Here is a 23,282-nt window from a genome sequence, read left to right on the forward strand (position 1 = left end):
TAGTGGGATTCTTCTCCGATTTAAGACAATCATTTTAATACACTTTTCGTATACTTAGAGAAAATAAAAATACGAGAGGGTGTCCATGATGAGACATTACGAGTTATATATTGTTGAAGAAGATGTTGCTCGTCAATACTACGGACAAGAATCCAAGTTATTTTATTTATTCTTAGAACATGAAAAAGTAAGAGGGTCGCAAAAAGAAATTTTACGGAAACAAATCGAATATATTACGAAACCCATTCCGTCGCTTTTATTACAACAAAAATTAAAACAAGATTTAACCAAAATAGATGGGTACCGTAAGAAAAAAAATAATCATGTAATTGAGATTGCAGAACGAGACTCTAAAGCAGAGCTAGTTATTGGAGCGGATGCACTCTATTTAACGGCCAAAGGAACATATGAAGTTGAAACGTTGTTTTTTGAAATCTTAAGGAAAGTTGAACCCTCATTCTTTGCTTTTTCAATAGATGATCACCGATTTGGTTGGTTAAAACCCTTGAAACAAGAAGATTTTTTACGAATGAATCAAGTTTAAATCAGATTAGAATGATATTTTTCTGAAGTGCTTTTAAAACCCTTGTCATTAAGATATAATAGATAAGGTTGATTCGGGTTTAAACTCGAACTGGTTTAGATAGCACGAAGGAGGACGTTGGACTTATGTGGATTCATATTCTTGGGTATACACTAGCTGTTGCAGCTGGTATTGCGATTGGCTTCTTTATAGCACGTAAGACGATGATGTCTTATTTGAAAAAGAACCCGCCATTTAATGAACAAATGCTTCGCGTCATGATGATGCAAATGGGTCAAAACCCATCACAGAAGAAAATTAATCAAATGATGAAAGCTATGCAGAAACAACAATCTAAATAGTTTGGATGGACAAGCACCTCAAATATGAGGTGTTTTTCTGCTTTAAATAAAAGAAATTATAAGGGGATTATAATGTGACCGTTCAAGTGAAACAGATATCTATAGAGGAATTACACTATGAAGAAGATTTGTACATTGACGTGCGTTCACCTGCTGAATTTGCTGAGTATTGCCTACCGAATGCTATTAATATTCCATTGTTTACAAACGACGAGAGAGCAAGAGTAGGAACAACATACAAACAAAAAAGTCAGGATGAAGCCATTGAATTAGGATTATCGTTATATGTTCCGAAAATCGAAACTTTTTATAAAAGTTTAAAGGGTTTACAAGAAGAAATGCCGAATAGACGTATGGTTGTCTATTGTTGGCGCGGGGGAATGCGTAGTAAAACGGTGGCTGGCACTGTTGGACTACTTGGTGTGAAGTGTTACCAATTAACAGGTGGGATCCGTGCATTTAGAAAAATTGTACAAGTAGGGTTAGAAAAAGAAGCTGAAAGAAAACGAAAGTATTTAATTGTAGCTGGTCATACAGGATCAAGAAAAACGGAAATCCTTCAGGTTTTACAAAATAGAGGTTATCCTGTTATTGATTTAGAGCAATTAGCAGGTCACAGGGGGTCTGTGTTTGGTCATATAGGTGTAAATCCAAACAGCCAAAAACAATTTGAGTACTTATTAATGAAACGATTAGAGGAAATCGGAAATTCACCTTATATTATTATTGAAGGTGAAAGCAAAAGACTTGGACGTGTTGTGATTCCTGATTTCATACTAAAAGGAAAAGAAAACGGAAAGAGAGTTGAACTCGTTTATCCATTTTGGGCGAGGGTTGAACATATCTATCAAACGTATCAGCCACAAAATTATAAAGAAAAAATACAAGAAGCAATCGGAAAAATTAGTAAGTATCTAACTCATAGTCTTAAAAACGAAATAATCATTCTTCAGAACCAAGGTGAATACAAACAGTTATTTGCAAAGCTTTTGGAAGAATATTATGACCCAAGATATGCGTATACGTTTGATACTTATCAATCACAAGCATCTATAATAGAATTTGATGAATTAGATGATGGTGTTGAAAAATTAATTTCTTTCATTGAAGAGTCCGTTTCAAGGTAGAAGATTAATAGAAATTGCTGTCTTAAGAAGGGTGTTATCTAGAGCGTGAAAGTATTTAAAGATCTATGGTGGTTTTTTAAACAAGAAAAAATGGCTTATGGGTTAGGGGTTGTTATTTTAGCTTTTGTTTCGTTCTTTACACTAGTCCCTCCGTTAATTGTAGGGGTTATTGTCGACCATATCGTTGAAGAAACATTAACTAGAAACCTTCTTCTCATGTGGGTGGGAGTTTTATTAGTGATTGGTTTATTAACATACGGCCTTAGATATGTTTGGCGAATTATGATTTTTGGAGCTTCTATTCGATTAGCACGTTTATTACGAAATCAATTATACGAACACTTTACGAATATGTCTCATCGTTTTTATCAGCGTCATCGAACGGGTGATCTGATGGCGCATGCGACTAATGATATTCGTGCCGTCCAAATGACCGCAGGGCAAGGGGTTTTAACTTTGGTCGACTCTCTAACAATGGGAGGATTTGTTATTATTACGATGGCTGCTACGATAAGTTGGCAGCTCACTTTAATTTGTTTAATTCCCATGCCTTTTATGGCCTACCTGACAAGTTACTATGGGACTCTACTACACAAACGTTTTCACCATGCACAATCTGCCTTCTCAGAGTTGAATAACAATGTTCAAGAAAGCGTAACGGGAGTCAGAGTAGCGAAAACGTTCGGTCAAGAACAGGATGAAGTTGAACGATTTAAAACAAAGTCAAAAGAGGTTGTTGATAAAAACGTGGCAGTTGCTAAAATTGATGCTTTGTTTGATCCAACGATCTCTTTAATTGTTGGAATATCTTATTTCTTAGCGGTTGTATTTGGAGCTAGATTCGTCATTACTGGTGATTTAACCTTAGGGCAATTAACTAGCTTCACTTTATATTTGGGCTTACTTATTTGGCCGATGCTTGCGTTTGGATGGTTATTTAACATTGTGGAAAGAGGACGAGCTTCATATGATCGAATATATTCTTTGCTATCGGTGAAACAAGACATTACTGATGAGAAAGCATCGAGTGAGCAGCAAGTAACAGGTAATCTTCAAGTAACCATTCATCAGTTTTCGTACCCGGGAAGTGAAGAACGAGCACTCTTAAACATTGATTTCAAACTAGAAGAAGGAAAAACCCTTGGCATTGTTGGGAAGACAGGGAGTGGAAAATCAACGTTAATCCGATTGTTACAACGAGAATATGACATAGAGGATGGTTCGATTTCTATTGGAGAGCGAACATTACAGCAGTACCGTCTGGATGATTTGAAAGCGACTTTTGGTCATGTGCCGCAAGACCACTTTCTTTTTTCTGCGACTATTGCTGATAATGTTGCGTTCGCTAAGCCTTCAGCAACAATCAGTGAAATAATAGCGAGTTGTAAGCTGGCTAGTATTCATGAGGATATCCTTTCATTTAAGGATGGTTATGAGACGGTAGTTGGCGAGAGAGGTGTTACGTTATCAGGAGGGCAAAAGCAAAGAATTTCCATTGCTAGAGCGATTCTTCCTGAACCGAATGTACTCATACTAGATGACTCACTCTCAGCTGTAGATGCAAAAACAGAAGAGAGAATTTTACATTCTTTACGAAAGAACAGAGCAGGAAAAACAACGATCATTACAGCTCATCGCTTAAGTGCCATTAAACATGCAGATTTAATCCTTGTATTAGATAAAGGAGAAATCATCCAGCAGGGAACACATGAGGAGTTAATGAAAGAGCGTGGCTGGTATCGGAAAATGTATGAGCACCAACAACTAGAAGAGCTTGTTGAACAAGGAGGTCAGCAAGATGAAGCATAAGGATCAAATTTTAACGAGTAAGGAGCAGCGTGCGATTTTATGGCGCTTACTTGGCTATGCGAAAAACCATAAAAAATCATTGCTCCTAGCTTTTGTCTTGCTCTTACTCGCAACAGCTGCTGAACTCATTGGACCGATTTTGGTGAAAATTTTTATTGATGATTACTTAACACCAGGGGAATTTCCATTTGAGCCCTTGCTTTGGTTAGGGATTCTATATGTCGTTCTACACATTTCTTCTGTTTTTATTAATTATTTTCAGGCATTTATGTTTCAAACGATCTCGTTAAAAATTGTTCAAGAGTTGCGTGTTGATGTTTTCTCGAATGTTGAGAGACAGGGGCTGAAATTTTTTGATAAAACGCCAGCAGGGGCTCTCATTTCAAGAATTACAAATGATACAGAATCAATCAAAGAATTTTATTTAACGGTTCTTGCTAATTTTGTACAGAACATTTTGTTTTTAATAGGTATATTTATTGCGATGTTCTACTTAAACCCAACACTTGCTCTTTTTTGTATGATTCTTTTACCGATTATTTTTGGTCTTATGCAACTCTATCGCCGTATAAGCTCACGTTTGTATGCGGATATGAGTGAAAAGTTAAGTTTATTAAATGCTAAAATGAATGAGACGATTCAAGGGATGGCAATCGTTCAGATGTTCCGTCAAGAGCGTAGGCTTAGAAAAGAGTTTAGTGATGTTAATGAGGAGCACTTTCAAGCTGGTATAAAAACAATGAAATTAGACGGTCTCTTGCTGAGACCAGCAGTTGATTTAATTTCCATCTTGGCGCTTATTTTGATCTTGAGCTTTTTTGGGGTGACGTCTTTTGTTAGCCCTGTTGAAATAGGGGTATTATATGCATTTGTAAACTATTTGGATCGTTTTTTTGAACCGGTTAATCAAATGATGATGCGATTGTCTTTATTTCAACAAGCCATTGTCTCTGGTGGGCGTGTGTTCAAGCTCATGGATCATAAAGAATTTGCTCCCGTTCAAACAGGTACTACTTCTCCTTTGATTGAAAAAGGTAATATTGAATTTAGAAATGTATCATTTTCTTATGATGGGGAAACAGATGTGTTGAAGAACATTTCCTTTACTGTTAAAAAGGGTGAAACAGTTGCTTTAGTTGGCCATACCGGAAGTGGAAAAAGCTCAATTATCAATGTCTTAATGAGATTTTACCCATTAGAACGAGGAGAAATTTTGATTGACGGACATCCACTAAGCCAATTTGCAAATACTGAGCTAAGGGAAAATGTAGGTCTCGTTCTTCAAGATCCATTTTTATATACAGGAACGATAACAAGCAACATTAGGTTGTATAGAGATCAGTTATTCGACAGTGAAGTTAAGGCGGCAGCTGAATTTGTAAGGGCCAATGAATTTATTGAACGATTGCCTGGTGCGTACGAGGCTGAGGTGACAGAGCGGGGCTCTACGTTATCCAGTGGCCAAAGACAACTTTTATCGTTTGCTAGGACCATTGCAACCAATCCTAAAATCTTAATCTTAGATGAAGCAACAGCCAATGTCGATACAGAAACGGAAGAGGCTATTCAAGATGCACTGAAACGAATGCAAAAAGGACGAACGACGATTGCCATTGCGCACAGACTATCAACCATTAAAGAGGCTGATCAAATTATCGTGCTTCACAAGGGAGAAATTGTAGAGCGAGGGAATCATCAAGAGTTACTTCAGCAAAAAGGTCTCTACCATAAGATGTACTTGTTACAAAAAGGATCAGAATTAGAGCATACTAAATAAAATAAGAAACGAGAGGCATCTTCTACTGGTGAAGGTGTTTCTCTTTTTAAATTTGCACAATGGATAATGAACTTAAAGAATATAAAGAAATAGACAAACTATAAAGAGAATCCTTTTGAGTTAAATGATTGAAAGAGGACAAGCTTTCATGTATCTTTAAGAGACAACTACTTCACCGCGAATAGAGGAAAGGGGTGAACAGCTTGGACGACATCTATGTTTGGATCACTTCGGTTGGAGCTGTGGTAATGGCATCGATTGCTATGATCATTCGTTTACGAGCGACTAAGAAACCAGTTTCAGTTAAGAAAATTATTATACCGCCCTTTGCCATGTCAACTGGATTCTTAATGTTCTTATATGAACCAGCTAGACCAGCTTTTCTACAAGTGATAGAAGCTGTTACGGTAGGAATGATTTTTTCTATCTTATTAATAAAGACGTCAAAGTTTGAGATCAGAGGTCAAGAAATCTATTTAAAAAGATCAAAAGCATTTGCATTTATTTTGATTGGTTTATTACTAATAAGAATTATCTTTAAGCTATTGATTGGAGATACCATTAATGTAGAAGAACTTGCGGGGATGTTCTTTCTTTTAGCATATGGAATGATTTTACCTTGGCGGATATCAATGTTTGTAAACTACCGAAAAATCGAGAAAGATCTTGAAAAACATGTTAAAGCGAATGCCGTCTCTATGCAACCGTAAACTGTTTTAGGTAAAAGGCCATTTAGTTTAAAATGGTCTTTTTTTAGTGACGTGAGATTACCCTTATTTAGGGGAAATAGACGTTAAAGCGGATTCCTTCTAAAAAGTTATTGAATAAGATGTAAATAAAAGCACTAGTATGTGAGGTGGTTGTATAGTGGAGAACCAACAGCTTCAATTAACTGGGAGTTGGCTTGATGCTATCGGCCAGCTTCTCTCATCGATTGGTAACACAGAGCAACTTGTCGAAACAACGATTGCGAATCAAAAATTAATACTTATAGGAGAAGGAATTCAGGCATTGGGTAATGCATTACAAGCGATTGGTGAAACGAATAAATTGGATAGAATAGGCGATTGGATTGAAGCTGCAGGCGCAGCAACTTCGGGTATCGCTGTCTCGCAGCAGCTAGAAGCAGGAGAAGAAGATTTTGAGAGCATACGACTTGAAATTCTAGGGGATATGTTACAAGTGCTCGGTCCGGCTATTTCAGCAGTAAATAAAGATGACGATACTTTATTAATAGCTATTCGACTACAAATAATAGGCCCTGGACTGGAGGCGATTGGTGGAGTATATGAGTTGTCTGGATTGGAACAAAAAGGAAGGTTTCTAACGTTTATAGGAAGTTGGATTCAAACCTCTGGTGCATTCTTACAGGCAATTGTTCTAACTTATCAGGAAGAGAATCGAGAATAAAAGCAAGAAGCGCTCTAGTGGCTTCTTGCTTTTTACTTTCTCTAAGAGGATTCTAACAACTTCTCATAGGGTTTCATATCAATCTGCTTTTCTCTAAGTTTCTTCTTAAGAAATTTATGATCGCGTTTAGGCGTAGCTAGAATATATCCTCGGATAATATAATCTAATGTCAATTCGCTTATCTGATCCTTTAATGCTAGTTCACCAATCTTACCAGCTATTTTCCCTTTTGCTACATCACGGAATAACTCGGGAACTGGTTCAACTAAATCATTTAGGAGCTGACGTTGTTCATCTTTCCATAAATGTAACGTTTTCTCGATGTAATAATCCTGCCAGTCTAAAATGGACTTTCCGTCTTCTTTTGGAAACCTTTTTAGGAATTTCCGAAACATAAAATATCCACCAATAAACATAACAGTTATTAAGAAAATGGTCCATAAAACAATAAACCACATAAACCAAGTAGGCATAGTCTTCACCTCAGCTTTTATTCATTCCTATCCTACCATAAAAAACAATGGCTCGCTAATAGAATAGCACATGTTTGTTCCATAAATGGAGTTGTAATGGTAAGATTATAAGCTGAGGTGATAAAATGATCTATTTAATTAGTTATGCGTTTCATATGCTTGTTGCGGTCTTATTTTTTCTACTTATTCCATTTCCTTTCTTAATTAAAGGGAGTTTGTTGGACGAGCCTGGTCGATTTCAGCTTTTGTTGAAAATCTACAAACGAATCATCTGGGCTGCTCATGGGGGAGTAGTCGTCGCGGTCGTTTCAGGGATATTAATGACAACCAATTGGTTCACTGTTTGGTTTATGATCGTTACACTCATTTGGCTAGCTATAAGTGCATTTCTAGGAATGTCAGCTAAAATGGTGAGAGTAATATTAGAAAAACAAGAGTTACACCAATCAACAGAGGATGAAATTGCGAAGTTAAGATTTTTTAGTTTTGTACTGATGATTGCCATTTTGTCGATGTTTTTAATGAAAGTTGTGATCTATTTGTAATATAATTGGTTGAATTTGGTATTGTGTTTGTGGTTTCTTACAAACGAATAAATGAACGTTTTGCAATCTAGACAATGTCAAGTTCTCTATAAGTGGCTATACTAACAATAACTTAGTTATGATTCGAGGAGGACTTGATATGTTAATTGGTGTACCTAAAGAAATTAAGAACAACGAGAATCGAGTTGCAATGACACCGGCAAGCGTAATGACCCTTGTACAAGCGGGACATCAAGTTATGATTGAGAAAGACGCTGGTGTCGGTAGTGGGTTTGATGATGAAGCATACGCACAAGCTGGAGCGGAAATTGAAGCGGACACTGTATCGATTTGGGAAAAAGTAGACATGATTATGAAGGTAAAAGAACCATTACCATCAGAGTATGGTTATTTCCGTAAAGGGTTAATTTTATTTACTTACTTACATTTAGCTGCAGAACCAGAACTTGCTAAAGCATTAGTAGAAAAAGAAGTAACAGCAATTGCCTACGAAACGGTTCAGGTTGGTCGGACATTACCGCTTCTTACGCCAATGAGCGAAGTAGCAGGACGGATGGCTGCTCAAATTGGCGCACAATTTCTTGAAAAACCAAAAGGCGGTAAAGGAATTTTGTTGTCTGGGGTACCAGGTGTAAAACGTGGAAAAGTGACGGTAATTGGTGGAGGCGTTGTCGGAACAAATGCAGCGAAGATCGCAATGGGTTTAGGTGCAGATGTAACCATTATGGATCTTAGTCCTGATCGTTTACGTCAATTAGACGATTTATATGGAACAGACATTCAAACATTAATGTCAAACCCTCTTAATATTGCTGAAGCAGTAGCAGATTCTGATTTAGTGATTGGGGCTGTACTCATCCCAGGAGCAAAAGCACCAAAATTGGTAACAGAAGAAATGATCCAATCAATGAAGCCAGGATCAGTTGTGGTTGATGTAGCGATTGACCAGGGTGGAATCATAGAAACCGTTGATCGTATTACAACTCATGATGAACCTACGTATACGAAGCATGATGTTGTTCACTATGCTGTAGCTAATATGCCAGGTGCTGTTCCTAGAACATCAACCATAGCTCTAACGAACGTTACAATTCCATATGCCCTACAAATAGCCAACAAAGGCGTAAAACAGGCTTTAGTAGACAATCATGCATTAGAGCTTGGGTTGAACACAGCAGCTGGTTCGGTCACTTATGCAGCTGTGGCTAGTGATCTTGGATATGAATATACATCGGTAACAGAAGCATTAGCAAAAGTGTAGGTAATTAGAATGGGAAAAAGGTTACATTTCTACTAAGAAATGTAGCCTTTTTAGTTATTAGATCAATTTTAGACCTTAGAGCTTACTGTTTTCTTTTAATGACAAATGCATTTTCAGCTTGATCCATCCCTATTTTTGGATAGTAGTCCATAGCTCCTGGAGCGGAGAGTAGGACTAAGCTACATTGATCCCCAATTGCAACTCGAGTTTGTTCAAATAAGGCTTTACCGACTCCTGATTTTTGATAGCTAGAATGGACAGCGAGATCGGATAAATAGCAGCAGTAAGCAAAATCGGTAAGGGAACGAGCGAGTCCAACTAATTCATTTTGATCCCAGGCTGTAATAAGTAAATCAGCTTGATCAATCATCTTTTTTAACCTAGCTAAATCCGAAGTGGGGCGTTTGATGCCCGATTCTTGAAACACCTTTGCCATTTGTTCAGGACTAATGGCTTCATTCACTTTATAGGTAATCATAGGAATTCCTCCAACTCTCTGGTAAAATATTGATTATTATGATCCTACTATGAGTTAAAGTCGTTTTCAATGCTTTATTTGAGTTTGTGTTATTGTTATGAAAGGAAGTATAAAGATGAATAATGAAGATATTCTAATGATTTTGCAACAGCTACGAAATAAGGAAATAGAATCTTATCGTGTGTCAAAAGGTGATTTCTTAGCTTTTTGCGGAGTATTGTTAAAACAGGAAGATGCCATTGATTTTCGAGGGAACGCACAGCACGGTGGAGAGACCATCTACACGTATGAGCCTGGCTGGACAAAATAGAAGGGATAATTCTGGTTCTTTCTTCATACAAATAGGTAAATATCTTCAAAGCAAGTACCTGTTACATTAATGGGTACTTGCTTTTTCCTCATGTTTTGCTGAATAGTACCATCTATTACGCTAAAAATAGTGAGGAAGTTCAATTTAGCCAAAAAAGGAGAACACCCATCATGTCAGTAAATTTAGCCGTTATCTATTATAGTTCAACAGGTACTAATTATCAGCTTGCTCAGTGGGCAGAAGAAGGTGGTACTGAAACAGGACGAAGAAACTTTAAAAAACATGTTAAAAGGGATTGACCTGGTCAATCCCTTTTAACATGTTTTTTTATTGTAGGGGTAGTTTGAGTGGTCAGGAAGCAACACGTAATGTAAACTCTCTTTTAAAGTGACTACAGAATTATCTTAGTATAATAAGCGTGTGTAGAAGGTCCTTTGCCCCAAGCGAGAAAATTTAATTAAGAGGCCTACATATAAAATCAAATCCCAAAAGGTTTTAAACAACACCTTTTGAGATTTAATTCAGTCTACTTATGCGATATAAGCAGAACCAACAATCACTAATAAAATAAATAACACAACAATTAGTGTAAAGCTGCTAGCGCCTGCAAAGTGAGTCATGAGATAACCTCCTTTTTGAGTTGCTACACCATATACCTATGTAAGAAAAATAAAAAGGTGAAAGAAGAATGGAAATCGGAAGGTTGTAACAACGCTCTACATTTTTTTCAGGATTAAAGGAAAACGTTTACTAAAGGTGGAAGTAATAAAAGTAATTATTTTATATTTTTTGGAGGATATATGAATCAAGCTGAGTTTTTAAGAACGATCACACAGTATCAACACCCATTGTTAGACAGCATTGCGGTCGTTTTAACTTTTTTAGGGAATGAAGAGTTTTACTTTTTACTAGTACCACTCGTTTATTGGTGCTTTTCTAAAACAGCAGGTTTCAGGTTGTTTTATATTTTCTTACTTTCTGTGACTGTAAATGCCTTTTTAAAAATCACTTATGCAATTTTGCGACCAATAGGAGTGGAGGGTGTTCAGTCAATCTTCATTTCATCAGCAGAGGTTGGAAGTCATTATCCATATGATTCCTTTCCGAGCGGACATGCCCAAGGTTCAACAACACTTTAGGGGTATTTAGGTTAATTGGTGAGAAGACCTTCATTTTGGATTTTATCGGTTGCTCTAGTTGGTCTCATTTCTTTTTCCAGACTTTATACCGGGCTACATTGGCCAAGTGATGTACTTATCGGAGTCATGGTGGCTGTAATCGTATTAATTATGGCTATTTTCGTTCAAGACAAAATAGCGAAACTTTCTGTTACCTATCATTGGGTACTTGCAATCGTTACATCGCTATTGATCATAGCGGTATTCTCTGAAGAAGAGGGAATTAAATATGCAGGTTTTCTATTAGGTGCAGGAATAGGGTATTTTGCTTGAATCAAAGAAAGTTCGGATGAATATAAGCGGTAAGCTAGCCAGAAAAATGTTTGCTTATTTGATTGGGATTATAGGTTTATTTGGTCTTCAGGTCGGGTTGAAAATAATTTTTCCAGATCTATCTATATTTGATTTTTATTCACTATAGTTGCATTGGATTGTGGGGATTACTTGGTGCACCGTATGTGTTTGTAAAGTTAAATATCTATCAATCAGAGAACAATAAATACATTGATAAAGGGAATGTTTCCGTCTAAAGAAGGATATGAATGTTTATAGGAAGGTAAAAGACCAAATGTAAACTTTGGTCTTTTTTTATAAGGGGGAGAGCATGAATGGAGAAGAAAATGTGGATTCCCATGTCTGATAACCATGAAATTTTTGTCTATAGGTGGAGTGATGAAACGGTAGCACCAAGAGCAATCATTCAAATTGCTCATGGGATGGCGGAGCACGGAGCACGTTATCAAACATTTGCGGAGCAGTTGGTTGTTAATGGGATAATGGTTTACGCAAATGATCACCGTGGGCATGGCAGAACAGGAGAGAAGAGTGGGTTGCTTGGTCATTTTAATGATGAAAACGGTTTTGACCGGGCGGTGACGGATTTAAAGGAGATCAATGAATTTATTCATCATCAACATCAAGAAGTTCCTGTTTTCTTATTAGGTCATAGCATGGGTTCGTTTTTAGTAAGACGATTTATTCAAAAATACCAGGGTGTAGTAGAAGGTGCAATCATCTCAGGTACGGGCGGTGACCCTGGGATTGCGGGAAAACTTGCTAAGAACGTAGTGAAAAGCCAAATTCGAAAATTGGGGAAACAAAAAGAAAGCCCGTTATTAAACAAACTCGTATTTGGTCATTACAACAAAAAAATAAAATCACCAAAAACAGAGTATGACTGGCTTTCTCGAGATAAAACGGCAGTTCAAAAATATATTGACGATCCGTTGTGTGGGTTTATCCCGACAGCCGGTTTTTTTGAAGATTTATTTGAAGGCCTTGAACTCATCCATCAAGATGAGGAAGTCAAAAAAATAGAGAAAGATTTGCCGTTTTTCTTTTTTAGTGGAGACCAGGATCCCTTAGGAAAAAAAACAAAAGCCGTATTAAATGTCATTCATCAATATAAAAAGCAAGGAATAAGAAATATCCAGTATAAGTTTTATAAAAAAGGACGTCATGAAATGCTGAATGAAGTTAATAGGGATGATGTGACACTTGATATAATAAAATGGGTAGAACAACAATTATAATATCTTCTTGTCTACGTTCAGAATGGTATAATCTTCATAAAGGGGTGATAAATATGAGTGAAACGAAAAAAGTAGTTTTAAAAGTAAATGATAACGGATCTATCCGTGTAACAGGTGATGTTGAATTAGTGGACGGAGAAGGAAATCCATACGAATCAAAACCAACCTTTTCCCTCTGTAGATGCGGTGCCTCTAATAATAAACCTTACTGTGATGGTGCACATAAGGCAATTGGATTTGAGAGTGCACCGAGAGCTAAATAGACAGAGAGGTTGTTAAGTATTAGAAAAAGCAAAAGCGTAGTGGACCCTGATTCAATCCATTACGCTTTTTTAGACTTATATGAGATGGAATCATCTATTAACAAAACAATGGCAACGAGAAGATTTACCTCTTGTTTGTTGCACGCCCCTTAGTGAGCACACAAGGTACGCCTTTTCCTATAGCGCCAGGAACAGACATTTTGTTTAAGTACGCTAGGCCTCTAGTGCATTGTTGTTTACAAGAAAAACATGTATCAGAGGTGACCATCTTCATTGTAAATGCATATTTTTCACTCGCAGAAATTTTAGGAGCTGCTTTTTTCTTATTCGTTTTTTTCGCCATCATTCATCTCTCCGTTCATGTGATGATATATAATATGCTAGTCACATGAAGGAGTGATATAGGGAGAAAAATATAATTTAGATTCTGAAATGGAAACCTTTATCAATCAAATCCAATATTGCATCTCACTTATATGATCTTGATATTGCTGCCTAATTAGTACCTCTTCCGCTTTCATATGCTCTTGCGCCATTTCTTCGTTTTCAGAAGACCCGTATTGAAGTACATAATCCCCGTTTTTTAAGATGGCCGTAACTTTCCAATGAACCATAGACAACACCTCCGTTAAGGAATTTAACAAAATATATTCAGAAACCTTCCCTTTTATTAAGAATAAATTCCGCTTTTGAAAAAAAAAATGAAGAGAAACATTTAACTACGTTTGTATGGAAATCATACTGACGGTAGGACAAGAGTAATAATTTATCCATAAAAAGGCGCCCCTAACAAGGCTACGAAAAAGTTTATTTTCAGTAGACTCGTTTAAGTTGCGCCTTTTTTAAGTGAAAATTTAAGCGAGACAAAGGAATTGTTGCGCTAGAAAAGGGAGGGGAGAGAAGCTCGAGATGGTTTATGTTGAAAAACATTTTTATCTTTTAAAACCTGAATCTCTTAAAGGGGTATAGGTGTCTATTGAATGAGCCATGATCGCACCTGATCTAGGAAGCTGTTCTCTTAAAATGGTACACGCCCTCACTCGGTAATCATTCAGGTGGGTGATGTGAGGATCGTATTTTACAAGAACGTCAGCTCGGACTGATAATGATGTGAAATTTTCCATATACTTTTCATCGTAACCAGTAGATACGATACGCACATCTGTTACCTTAACAGTAGGACTTTGATAATTAGAAATGGATTTAATTCTCTTGGTTAACTCTTCTTCTTTTGCATGAAGTTTGGAGTATAAAATAATGCTAGCTTCACAGAAAGCTTTACCTTTAAACAAAAAAAGACCTCCTCATTTGAGAGAAAACTGATAAAAAAATTTTTTCAGTAAGCCCTCATTTGGCAATAGTATTATTCTAGCAGAAATAAAATCATTTGAGCAATGTAAATCGTTTGTAGCATGTATTCATAGCTAGTATCATTTGTGAAAACACCCCAAAACTCCTATAAATAAAATGTCTTAGAAGTGAGGTTTGTACATATAATTTACTATTCGAGCACTTAAGATTGGATAAGGGGGATGCCCAAATGACAATATTAGATCGCTTGAAGCCTTTTGTAACAGCCGGCGTCATTGGTTGTGCAATTGCTGCTATTATTATTCTTATATTTGGTGGAGGATAAAGGACGCTGTATGCGTCTTTTTTCATGGAAGTGTAACGAAATGAGAGTAGTGAAAGTAAGATAAAATGAAAGCGTTACCATCATTAGAGGAAAGGAGATGGATAAGGGTGAAAAATGAGAATACACACCGCTTTGAAACGAAAGCAATTCATTCTGGTTATGACCCTAAAAAACATCTTGACAGTTTAACTCCCCCCATTTATCAAACATCAACTTTTACGTTCTCATCAATAGAGCAAGGAGCGAGACGATTCGGGGGTACGGAGGACGGTTACATTTACTCTAGACTGACCAATCCGACGGTCACGGTTTTAGAGGAACGAATGGCTCAACTAGAAGAAGGTGAAGCTGCTTTAGGTTTTTCTTCTGGCATGGCAGCAGTTTCAGCGGTTTTAATGAACGTAACCAAAGCGAATGATCACATCTTGTGCTCGAGAGGAGTCTATGGATGTACGTTTGGACTTCTTCAATTACTTAAGGAAAAATATCACATTGATTATACTTTATCAGATTTATCAACGGCTGAAGAAATTCGCTCTCACATAAATGAGAATACAACTTGTATTTATATAGAGACGCCCATTAACCCAACCATGAGACTAATTGATCTACAATTACTTGTTAGCATTGCTAAGGAGAAAGGGATTAAAGTTGTCGTAGATAATACGTTTTCGACACCGTATTTACAGAAACCATTATTTTTAGGCTGTGACATAGTAGTGCACAGCGCAACGAAGTATATTGGCGGGCATGGCGATGTTATAGGAGGTATTGTTGTTGGAGAGGCAACAACTATTGAAGAGATTAAGAAAACGACTCAAAAGGATATTGGAGGTGTAATCTCACCATTCGACGCATGGTTGTTAATTCGTGGAATCAAGACTTTAGCTGTAAGGATGGAGCGGCATTGTGAAAATGCTGAAATGATAGCCAACCGCTTAATAAACCATGCAAAAGTGAAGTCGGTCTATTATCCAGGTCATGCCTCTCATTCTGATCATGATGTCATGAAAAAACAAATGAGTAAAGCAGGAGGACTACTTTCCTTTGAACTTGAAGGGACCTATGAAGATACCGTTAAAGTAGTTAATCACTTAAAACTCATCAAAATTGCCGTAAGTCTGGGTGATGCGGAAACCTTGATTCAACACCCTGCATCTATGACACATGCCGTTGTTCCTGAAAATATTAGAAAGGACATGGGAATCTCCAATGAAATGTTGCGTTTATCAGTGGGTCTTGAAGCGTGGGAAGATATTTGGGGAGATATAGAACAGGCGTTAGATTCTATATAATGCATTAGAAATGTGACTCAAGAGTGGCAGTAGCACCAGAGTCACTTTTTTTAGTTAATTATAATCTCCTATTCATCCGAGTAGCTTTGGAAATGAACATTTCTTTTTCTGAAAATATCTTCAATAATTCTTGAATGAACAGTTGCCCATGAACGTTCTCTAAAATGAATGCTGACGCTAATCGTAACTGCAAATAAATAGAGTAAGACAAATATAACCCACATGTAGTTGTCGTTTTCAAAAAAAGCTTGAACTTGTTTCCCAAAAATAAAGAGGACCCAGGGCACTGCTGTGACAAGAATTGGAATGAGACCGGATCCATTTTTTTCTTTTAGAATCTAATGGTGAATGTTTTCAAGTGTTGAAGTGTCAATTGTTTCGTAGAAATTTTTAATCTCCTTAAGCTCCTGTATTTCTCGCAATTTCTCTGAGTTTAATCCTTTAGCGGCTTCTTTTTTTAGCTTTAAATAAAATTTATGTGCATCTCCTCGAAAAGAAACCATAAATCCCTCCTATTAGGTCGAGTTTTTCTTTTGGCTAACGAACGAATTAGTAATTAATTAAATATGCGTCTCTGTAATTCAGCATAGACAACAGAATCACAAGATAAACGATCATTCGAAAAATGAGTTGAACTGCACTTTTTAATTGACAAATGATCATTGTTTCATTATAAATTATATAGACCGATCGTTATAATGGAGGAGAAACTAAATGAATGAAAAGGGAAGCACTAAGAGAAAGATTTTAAAAACGGCGGCACGTTTATTTAGACAACAAGGTTATCATGCAACTGGACTTAATCAAATTATTCAAGAGAGTGGTACTCCAAAAGGATCGTTGTATCATTACTTTCCAAATGGAAAAGAAGAACTTGCCGTTGAGTCTATTAGGATAACAAAAGCTAATGCAAGCTTAGCTCTAATGGAGACTTTGGCTCCTTATCATCATGTGGAAGAGGCCTTTCAAGCTTTATTCGCTGGTTTTCAGGAGTTCGTTAACAATTATGATGAAGAGAAAGAAGAGGGTGCACCGATTGGCTTACTTGCTTTAGAAACCTCTTCAATGAGCGAACCATTAAGAAGGATTTGCAAAGAATCATATGAAGAGTGGCAAAAGATTTTTGAAGCTAAAATGATTGAATGTGGGATAGACCAAACGAGAGCAAAAGAATTAAGTTTGGTTATGATTGTGTTAGTTGAAGGAGCAGTAACGTTGTCTGTTGTGAATAAGACAAGTCAACCGTTTATTATTATTGCGAAGCAAATCCCTTCTCTATTAAATAAGAGTTAGCCTTAACCTTTAATTATTCTAAAATTATATAGACTGGTCTAATGAAAAACAGGAGTGGAAATGCCAATGGATTCTTTAAGTATGACAGCAAGACCCAATGCACAAGCACCAGTAGATGTTAAAAGAGCACCCATCATGATCTCTTTAATCATAGGTGCCTTTTTCGCAATATTAAATGAGACATTATTAAATGTAGCTCTAACAGACTTAATGGCTGAATTTGGTGTGACACACAGTACGATTCAATGGTTATCGACTGGATTCATGTTAGTGGTTGGAATCTTAATTCCGATCACTGCATTATTAAGCGGTTGGTTTACAACAAGACAAATGTTTTTAGGGGCTATGATTCTCTTTACCATTGGTACGATTATCAGTGGATTTGCACCGAATTTTTCAACTTTGTTAGTAGGACGTCTTGTCCAAGCAAGTGGCACTGGTCTGTTACTACCGGTTATGATGAATACGATTTTGATTATTTTCCCACCAGAAAAACGCGGTGCTGCAATGGGAATGATGGGGCTGGTTATTATGTTTGCACCAGCATTAGGACCGACTTTATCTGGCCTCATCATTGAAGCGTTAAACTGGCGATGGTTATTTTTTATTGTAATTCCTTTTGCCGTGTTTTCAATTGTGTTTGCAATGATTTTCTTGAAAAACGTTTCTGAGCTAACAAAACCTAAAGTTGACGTCTTGTCGATTCTTTTATCTACTGTTGGTTTTGGTGGAATCGTTTACGGATTTAGCAGTGCAGGGGAAGGTGATGCGGGATTAACAAACCCTGAAGTATATATAACGATTATTGTTGGCTTTATCTCACTTATCCTTTTTGTTTTAAGACAGTTGAAGCTTAAAGAGCCAATGCTTGACGTTCGGGCGTTTAAATCACCGATGTTTGCTTTAACTACTGTCTTATTGATTATCGTGATGATGTCGATGTTCTCGACGATGATTATCTTGCCGATGTTTTTACAAAGCGGTTTACTTTTAAGTGCGTATGTTGCAGGGTTGGCTCTTTTACCAGGAGGCATCCTAAATGGTTTTATGTCACCAATAGCGGGAAAGCTTTTCGATAAGTTTGGTCCTAGAGCTCTTATAATTCCTGGTTCCGTGCTTTTAGTGATCGTTATTTGGCAATTTACGACGGTCACAACCACCACTTCATTAACGACATTTATTGTTCTACATTCATTGCTCATGATTGCTGTTTCATTAATCATGATGCCTGGGCAAACGAATGGCTTAAATGAATTGCCTCGTAGATATTATCCACATGGAACGGCGATCTTAAATACGCTACAGCAAGTAGCAGGGGCCATCGGAATCGCCTTCTTTATTAGTATCATGTCTAACAGTTCGATTCGCTATATAGAAAACACAGATCCTTCTACTGTGGCCAATATTCAGGCTGAGGCGATGACAGTGGGAGTCCAAGGAGCCTTTAAGGTTGCCTTAGCTTTTGCGATCATTGGATTTATCCTAACTTTATTTATTAAACGGACGAAAGCACCGATTGAAGAATAGTTAATGGAGAAGCTAATGACTCTTTAGAGAGTGATTGGCTTTTTCATTGTTTGTAAGAAAAAGATATAAGATATGACTCAATACAGTTTGGAAGATAAAAAAGTGCTCCTTAACTTAAGTAGAAAGTAGCGATAGTACTCATTGTTCTATGAAAAAACATGGTAATACATGATGAAAAATATATTTTGTTTAGGATTCAAAGGTCTAAACGACTCTACATGTCCATATATTTTATAGAAGAGGGAGGAGATATAGTATGGCGGTGGAGCGTTGTGCTGATTGTGGAAGCTTAGAAAGAGGGGGAGACCATCAAAAAGAGTGCCCATATTGTGAGCGATATATATGTCTTAGTTGTTTTGATAAGCAAGTAAAGTTATTTTCATGGAACGGGTGTGCGAGGTGTTGTATCGATTATCGAAGTCTCGTGCATAAGTAATGGCGCTAGCATAAGCTAGGCGTCCTTTTTGCAGTTAAACATAGAATGAGAGTAAGTGAAGGATGCTATGTATGAAGGAAGATGTTTATCTTCGCTTCAAGATTAATGGTCTTTCTGAGTCATCAAGAATTATGATCTTTGATGAATATGCTCTATGTTCTTCATAAGCACTTATGAAAGTATGATGAAAATCGACTAATCGTTTAACTAAGAAAAGAATGTCTTGGCTAAACAATCCTGAGCGATTAATAAGAATGTTGTTGTATTTTTTAACTAAATTCCTTGTTTTCTTGACTAACTTACTAGCCTCTTTCATTGGAAAGGTGTCACGATCCCCTAATATTGAGGAGAAGTCATCAATTAATTTATGGTGAAGAAGGGTATTGACTCGTTCTACCGAATATTGCTCTTCCTCTTCAAAAATAAAAGACTTCAACATAATCAAGTCAGAAGCTAATGGTTGATTCAGAAATTGTAAGTAGATGCGAAGGGTATTATAAGCATCCCACTTTGGATTGTGTTTCTCTCCAACGAAAGTTAGCCCGTATAAATGTAAGGCTGTTTCAACAGAGGCATTTGTTTTAGAGACACGTTGTGTGAAGATAGCCTGAAAGTCTACATAGCGCTGTTGAATCTTTTTGATGGTCGAGCTAGAAATTTCGTGAAAAGATGCATCCAGACAAAGACGTGTTAAATCGCTCGATGACCAAGAGAAGAACTGTGATTTTTTTATCCCTCCCACCCAGGTTAAGAATTCTTTAAGGACCTCTTTAAAATCTGCTGCGTCTATTAAATCTTCATCACTAATTCCAGTTAGTTTCTTACAAAATTCGCTTAAAGGTTCATTTGATATAGGTTTAATGTACTGATCAAACGTGGTGATTTGTCTTGTTTCTAGATCGTATTTAACCGCACCGAGCCTAATGGCTTCCATAGATTCAAAGGTTAGCCCTTTACTTGCGCAAAGCATTTCAAAATCAAAAAAGATATATTGTTTTAGCTGTGCCATTTTTCACCTGTCATCTCCTTCCTTTAACAGGAAATTATAGGGTAGTTTAGATGAAAAGGAAAGGACCAATAGATTCCATTTTTAATGGGTTTATCATGCATACTTACATCGTAAAGGTTTTAGTCCTGCTTGAAAGGGATTATTGTCGTATTCTTATTCGTTGAAACAGCAAAAAAGGTGTAAGTAACTAGAGTATTTGTATAAATAAATAACCTAAAAGCAAAATGCTTTTAGGTCAATTGCAGTATGATTATCGCTTTAAATAGGCAATTCCATTTGGTTGACTACCAACATTCATTCGTTTTACTTTTTTATTATTTCAGTTATAGAAATAATCCTTTCACTATAGGTGGTTCATGGAGCTGAATTGACCATATGAAAGCAACAAACATAAATGGTAAAGTGGAAATTGTAACAGTGCTTCTGATAACTCTCAAAAAAAGGAGAGGAACGCCGCCGCTTCAGCTCCCAAATTCCCCAATTAATCATTAACGCCATAATGAGAAGCTCTGTCCTGTAAGTTTCAGTTGTTTGAAATAGTTCATTAAGACCATTTATCTGCAATCGTCACACCGTTGGGTTTATAATGAACTTTTATATTTGCCATACATTCAGATGCTCCTGTGTTAATTCCGACTTGTTGTGCCTTCTGAATCAACTCAAACACTTGATGCAAGTTTCCTTCAACCACCGTTTCCATGGGACCAACATGGTAATTCAAGCCTGATTCTTTAATCACTTTGATTATTTCAGGGATCATCCCATCAGTATGCATGTCTTTTCCGTCTGGTAAAATTTGAAACCCAGCTGTAACTGTTGCCATGTTTAGTCATCCTTTCATTTAGTTATTTTTTTACTGTGTCTTTTAGATCGTTAATATCTTTATTTAATTTTGCTTCAATCTCTTTAATTTCTTGTTCAACCACTTCTTTTAGATCCTCGCTCGCATTCATTTCCTCTTTAAGCATGTCACCGACTAATATTTTGATCTGTTCTTTACTAGATGATTGATTGTTACTAAGTACTTCCATCGTTTCATTGATTACTTTATCACTTTTTTCTTTAACGGTTTGAGAGACATTTGACGCGCTTTCATTGAGCAAAGTTGATAACTCACTCATTTTCTCTCTTACTTCACTTGCTAGTATTTCTGTTTGAGCTGCTTTTTTAGATAGTTGATTACTAATGTCTTCTCGTAATTCTTCTCCTGGTTTTGGAGCCGTGAGTAATGCGGCTGTAGCACCAACTACTCCTCCAACGACGGTACCTAGTGCAACACTTTTTTGATTTTTCATTTACGATCAACTCCTTTTATTGTACTTATTTCTCTCTAACCACTTTTTTTAGTGGTAAAACATCCAATTTATGGAATTTGTAACAACTATGCTAATATTAGGAAAGAAAAGTTACTTAATCAAGGCAATGTATGAACTTAAAACACAAGAAACCGAGAACAGTGTTATTGAGTTTATAGAGATGGTGGCAAGCCCGAAAAAACGAGAAGATGCTTACCGCTTGTTAGATATTTTTACAGAAGCAACTGGATATAAAGCGAAGATGTGGGGTTCAAGTATTATTGGATTTGGTTCGTACCATTATAAGTATCAGTCTGGCCATGAAGGAGATGCTCCACTAGTGGGATTTTCTCCACGGAAATCAAAAATTAGCTTATATTTTGCTACGGGTGACGAGAAACGCGAAGCCCTTCTAAAAAACTTTGGAAAACATACTACAGGAAAAGCATGTGTATACATCAACAAAGTAGCTGATATTGACGAGAATGTATGAAGAGCACTAATTCACCAATCCGTAAAATTCTTACAAGAATTGTATCCGAAAGAGTAAGCTCCTCTAGTGGGTTCTACTCTTTTTTGATGCCTTTATCATTAAGACTTTGAGATGGTAATGATATAACAGAGTTACACACTAAAACAAATAGATCTAGATGGCGTTGTATTTTTGCATCGAGAATGATCTTACAATAGGTTGTAATTCTTTCATTTAAAGGGTTATTTTTAAAAAAATTACAAGAAAAGATTTTTTGTTGATTCATAAAGTGGTAGATTAGAAGGAGATAAATAAATGGTTATGTATATTTTTAACGAGTTAAGCCAATGGAAATGAGTGATTTTGTGATAAAAAAAGTGGTCTTAGCGGGTGGTACAGGTTTCATTGGAGAGTATTTTAAGGACGAATTTATGAATAACGGATATGAAGTGATGATGGTCTCAAGGCAACCTCAGCATATTTCTTGGGAAGATCAGGTAGGGATGATAGAAGCCCTTGAGGATGCTGATACTTTAATTAATTTGGCAGGAAAGTCAGTAAACTGTCGTTATAATCAAAAGAATAAAGCTGAAATTTTAAAATCACGAACCGAAACAACGGGAATCTTGGGAAAAGCACTACTAGCATGCAAAAATCCACCGTCGTTATGGATTAATTCTAGTACTGCTACGATTTATCGACATGCTGAAGATCGACCAATGACAGAAGAAGATGGGGAAATTGGCACTGGCTTTTCTGTTGATGTTGCAAAAGAATGGGAGCAATCTTTTTTTGCTTTTCACTTGCCCGAAACAAGGCAAGTAGCGCTAAGAATTGCGATTGTACTTGGGGACAGAGGAGGGGTAATGACTCCTTTAAAAAATATTGTCAAATGTGGTCTTGGTGGGGCGCAAGGGTCTGGGAACCAACAATTCAGTTGGATTCATATTGAAGATTTATTTAAGATTGTTTTATTTGTTCGAGATCAAAAAGAGATAAGTGGTGTAATAAATTGTTCTTCGCCTCATCCCATTACCAACAGTGAATTAATGGAGCGCTTACGAGAAATGATGAACGTAAATCTAGGATTGCCGACTCCGAAATGGATGCTTGAAATAGGAGCGTTTTTTATACGAACAGAACCTGAACTGGTCTTAAAGAGTCGGTGGGTCTTTCCAGAAAGGTTGGAAAAGGCTGGGTTTACATTCACATATAGGCATTTAGATGAGGCTCTGAAACAAATATTAAAGTGAGGATCATAAGTGGTAAGA

General features: G+C 36.7%; 29 protein-coding genes and 1 pseudogene. 20 read left to right on the plus strand and 10 right to left on the minus strand.

Annotation, left to right across the window (positions count from 1 at the left end; all coding sequences use genetic code 11):
- The first annotated feature begins 85 nt into the window (after positions 1-85).
- From sirA to PQ474_RS02175, 7 genes are all read left to right on the plus strand, one after another.
- Positions 86-544: a sporulation inhibitor of replication protein SirA gene (gene sirA / locus PQ474_RS02145; RefSeq protein ID WP_273840165.1), complete on the plus strand. Its 459-nt coding sequence runs from the start codon at positions 86-88 to the stop codon at positions 542-544.
- A gap of 125 nt (positions 545-669) precedes the next feature.
- Positions 670-885: a YneF family protein gene (locus tag PQ474_RS02150; protein ID WP_250095513.1), complete on the plus strand. Its 216-nt coding sequence runs from the start codon at positions 670-672 to the stop codon at positions 883-885.
- 74 nt (positions 886-959) lie between these two features.
- Complete coding sequence (mnmH, locus tag PQ474_RS02155; protein WP_273840169.1) at positions 960-2,012, plus strand: tRNA 2-selenouridine(34) synthase MnmH; 1,053 nt, start codon at positions 960-962, stop codon at positions 2,010-2,012.
- Between the two features lie 45 nt (positions 2,013-2,057).
- On the plus strand, positions 2,058-3,821 hold the full coding sequence (locus PQ474_RS02160; protein WP_273840171.1) for an ABC transporter transmembrane domain-containing protein: 1,764 nt from the start codon (positions 2,058-2,060) through the stop codon (positions 3,819-3,821).
- Positions 3,811-5,598, plus strand: a complete 1,788-nt coding sequence (locus PQ474_RS02165; protein WP_273840172.1) for an ABC transporter ATP-binding protein — start codon at positions 3,811-3,813, stop codon at positions 5,596-5,598. Before PQ474_RS02160 ends, PQ474_RS02165 begins: the two co-directional genes overlap by 11 nt.
- A gap of 203 nt (positions 5,599-5,801) precedes the next feature.
- On the plus strand, positions 5,802-6,308 hold the full coding sequence (locus PQ474_RS02170; RefSeq protein WP_273840174.1) for a CcdC family protein: 507 nt from the start codon (positions 5,802-5,804) through the stop codon (positions 6,306-6,308).
- Positions 6,309-6,465: 157 nt separating this feature from the next.
- Entirely contained in the window at positions 6,466-7,008 is a 543-nt protein-coding gene (locus tag PQ474_RS02175) for a DUF6944 family repetitive protein (protein ID WP_273840175.1), read from the plus strand.
- A 41-nt stretch (positions 7,009-7,049) separates the two neighbouring features.
- Here the strand turns inward: PQ474_RS02175 and PQ474_RS02180 are convergent, their stop codons facing one another.
- A complete protein-coding gene (locus PQ474_RS02180) occupies positions 7,050-7,481 on the minus strand; it encodes a DUF2621 domain-containing protein (protein ID WP_273840177.1) in 432 nt (143 codons plus the stop codon).
- Positions 7,482-7,606: 125 nt separating this feature from the next.
- Between PQ474_RS02180 and PQ474_RS02185 the strand changes: the two genes are divergently transcribed.
- Entirely contained in the window at positions 7,607-8,026 is a 420-nt protein-coding gene (locus PQ474_RS02185; protein WP_273840179.1) for a hypothetical protein, read from the plus strand.
- A 139-nt stretch (positions 8,027-8,165) separates the two neighbouring features.
- Complete coding sequence (gene ald / locus PQ474_RS02190) at positions 8,166-9,287, plus strand: alanine dehydrogenase (protein ID WP_273840180.1); 1,122 nt, start codon at positions 8,166-8,168, stop codon at positions 9,285-9,287.
- 82 nt (positions 9,288-9,369) lie between these two features.
- Here the strand turns inward: ald and PQ474_RS02195 are convergent, their stop codons facing one another.
- Positions 9,370-9,765, minus strand: coding sequence for a GNAT family N-acetyltransferase (locus PQ474_RS02195; RefSeq protein WP_273840183.1), 396 nt, complete (start codon positions 9,763-9,765; stop codon positions 9,370-9,372).
- A gap of 115 nt (positions 9,766-9,880) precedes the next feature.
- Between PQ474_RS02195 and PQ474_RS02200 the strand changes: the two genes are divergently transcribed.
- Both PQ474_RS02200 and PQ474_RS02205 read left to right on the plus strand, forming a co-directional pair.
- The gene (locus tag PQ474_RS02200) at positions 9,881-10,075 is read left to right on the plus strand and encodes a hypothetical protein (protein ID WP_273840184.1); all 195 of its coding nucleotides are present in this window, start codon (positions 9,881-9,883) and stop codon (positions 10,073-10,075) included.
- Positions 10,076-10,245: 170 nt separating this feature from the next.
- A pseudogene (locus PQ474_RS02205) lies at positions 10,246-10,338 on the plus strand (NAD(P)H:quinone oxidoreductase, type IV); the annotation flags it as partial.
- 267 nt (positions 10,339-10,605) lie between these two features.
- On the opposite strand, the gene PQ474_RS02210 reads toward PQ474_RS02205, so the two are convergent.
- Positions 10,606-10,695: a YjcZ family sporulation protein gene (locus PQ474_RS02210; RefSeq protein ID WP_035663752.1), complete on the minus strand. Its 90-nt coding sequence runs from the start codon at positions 10,693-10,695 to the stop codon at positions 10,606-10,608.
- A 180-nt stretch (positions 10,696-10,875) separates the two neighbouring features.
- Here PQ474_RS02210 and PQ474_RS02215 point away from each other — a divergent pair, with 180 nt between their 5' ends.
- The 4 genes from PQ474_RS02215 to PQ474_RS02230 all read left to right on the plus strand — a co-directional run bounded on the left by PQ474_RS02215 (position 10,876) and on the right by PQ474_RS02230 (position 13,048).
- Positions 10,876-11,214, plus strand: a complete 339-nt coding sequence (locus PQ474_RS02215) for a phosphatase PAP2 family protein (RefSeq protein ID WP_273840185.1) — start codon at positions 10,876-10,878, stop codon at positions 11,212-11,214.
- 18 nt (positions 11,215-11,232) lie between these two features.
- Complete coding sequence (locus tag PQ474_RS02220; RefSeq protein WP_273840304.1) at positions 11,233-11,526, plus strand: phosphatase PAP2 family protein; 294 nt, start codon at positions 11,233-11,235, stop codon at positions 11,524-11,526.
- A 335-nt stretch (positions 11,527-11,861) separates the two neighbouring features.
- Positions 11,862-12,785 carry an alpha/beta hydrolase gene (locus tag PQ474_RS02225; RefSeq protein ID WP_273840186.1) on the plus strand — a complete coding sequence of 308 codons (924 nt, stop codon included), beginning with the start codon at positions 11,862-11,864 and terminating at the stop codon, positions 12,783-12,785.
- Between the two features lie 53 nt (positions 12,786-12,838).
- Positions 12,839-13,048 carry a CDGSH iron-sulfur domain-containing protein gene (locus PQ474_RS02230; RefSeq protein ID WP_273840187.1) on the plus strand — a complete coding sequence of 70 codons (210 nt, stop codon included), beginning with the start codon at positions 12,839-12,841 and terminating at the stop codon, positions 13,046-13,048.
- A 124-nt stretch (positions 13,049-13,172) separates the two neighbouring features.
- Here the strand turns inward: PQ474_RS02230 and PQ474_RS02235 are convergent, their stop codons facing one another.
- From PQ474_RS02235 to PQ474_RS02245, 3 genes are all read right to left on the minus strand, one after another.
- Complete coding sequence (locus PQ474_RS02235) at positions 13,173-13,391, minus strand: hypothetical protein (RefSeq protein ID WP_273840189.1); 219 nt, start codon at positions 13,389-13,391, stop codon at positions 13,173-13,175.
- A 106-nt stretch (positions 13,392-13,497) separates the two neighbouring features.
- Positions 13,498-13,662 carry a hypothetical protein gene (locus PQ474_RS02240; protein WP_273840191.1) on the minus strand — a complete coding sequence of 55 codons (165 nt, stop codon included), beginning with the start codon at positions 13,660-13,662 and terminating at the stop codon, positions 13,498-13,500.
- A gap of 318 nt (positions 13,663-13,980) precedes the next feature.
- Entirely contained in the window at positions 13,981-14,340 is a 360-nt protein-coding gene (locus PQ474_RS02245) for a hypothetical protein (RefSeq protein ID WP_273840193.1), read from the minus strand.
- Between the two features lie 451 nt (positions 14,341-14,791).
- On the opposite strand from PQ474_RS02245, the gene megL reads away from it, so the two are divergent.
- Positions 14,792-15,979 carry a methionine gamma-lyase gene (gene megL, locus PQ474_RS02250; RefSeq protein WP_390185990.1) on the plus strand — a complete coding sequence of 396 codons (1,188 nt, stop codon included), beginning with the start codon at positions 14,792-14,794 and terminating at the stop codon, positions 15,977-15,979.
- Positions 15,980-16,317: 338 nt separating this feature from the next.
- On the opposite strand, the gene PQ474_RS02255 is transcribed toward megL, so the two are convergent.
- Positions 16,318-16,482 (minus strand): hypothetical protein, encoded by a 165-nt coding sequence (locus PQ474_RS02255; protein WP_273840195.1) that lies wholly within the window; start codon positions 16,480-16,482, stop codon positions 16,318-16,320.
- A 211-nt stretch (positions 16,483-16,693) separates the two neighbouring features.
- Between PQ474_RS02255 and PQ474_RS02260 the strand changes: the two genes are divergently transcribed.
- Positions 16,694-17,272 carry a TetR/AcrR family transcriptional regulator gene (locus tag PQ474_RS02260; protein ID WP_273840196.1) on the plus strand — a complete coding sequence of 193 codons (579 nt, stop codon included), beginning with the start codon at positions 16,694-16,696 and terminating at the stop codon, positions 17,270-17,272.
- A gap of 81 nt (positions 17,273-17,353) precedes the next feature.
- Entirely contained in the window at positions 17,354-18,799 is a 1,446-nt protein-coding gene (locus PQ474_RS02265) for a DHA2 family efflux MFS transporter permease subunit (protein ID WP_390186140.1), read from the plus strand.
- Between the two features lie 521 nt (positions 18,800-19,320).
- On the opposite strand, the gene PQ474_RS02270 is transcribed toward PQ474_RS02265, so the two are convergent.
- The 3 genes from PQ474_RS02270 to PQ474_RS02280 form a co-directional block, all read right to left on the minus strand.
- Positions 19,321-20,244: a 3'-5' exonuclease gene (locus PQ474_RS02270; protein ID WP_273840200.1), complete on the minus strand. Its 924-nt coding sequence runs from the start codon at positions 20,242-20,244 to the stop codon at positions 19,321-19,323.
- Between the two features lie 544 nt (positions 20,245-20,788).
- A complete protein-coding gene (locus tag PQ474_RS02275) occupies positions 20,789-21,067 on the minus strand; it encodes a thiamine-binding protein (protein ID WP_273840201.1) in 279 nt (92 codons plus the stop codon).
- A 22-nt stretch (positions 21,068-21,089) separates the two neighbouring features.
- Positions 21,090-21,539, minus strand: coding sequence for a YtxH domain-containing protein (locus tag PQ474_RS02280; RefSeq protein ID WP_273840202.1), 450 nt, complete (start codon positions 21,537-21,539; stop codon positions 21,090-21,092).
- 127 nt (positions 21,540-21,666) lie between these two features.
- Here PQ474_RS02280 and PQ474_RS02285 point away from each other — a divergent pair, with 127 nt between their 5' ends.
- Both PQ474_RS02285 and PQ474_RS02290 read left to right on the plus strand, forming a co-directional pair.
- Positions 21,667-22,032 (plus strand): DUF1801 domain-containing protein, encoded by a 366-nt coding sequence (locus tag PQ474_RS02285; RefSeq protein ID WP_273840305.1) that lies wholly within the window; start codon positions 21,667-21,669, stop codon positions 22,030-22,032.
- A 344-nt stretch (positions 22,033-22,376) separates the two neighbouring features.
- Positions 22,377-23,264: a TIGR01777 family oxidoreductase gene (locus tag PQ474_RS02290; protein ID WP_273840308.1), complete on the plus strand. Its 888-nt coding sequence runs from the start codon at positions 22,377-22,379 to the stop codon at positions 23,262-23,264.
- Positions 23,265-23,282 lie beyond the last annotated feature (18 nt).

This window comes from Halalkalibacter alkalisediminis (genome assembly GCF_028610705.1).
In the GTDB taxonomy this organism is placed as follows: Bacteria; Bacillota; Bacilli; order Bacillales; family Bacillaceae_D; genus Halalkalibacter; species Halalkalibacter alkalisediminis.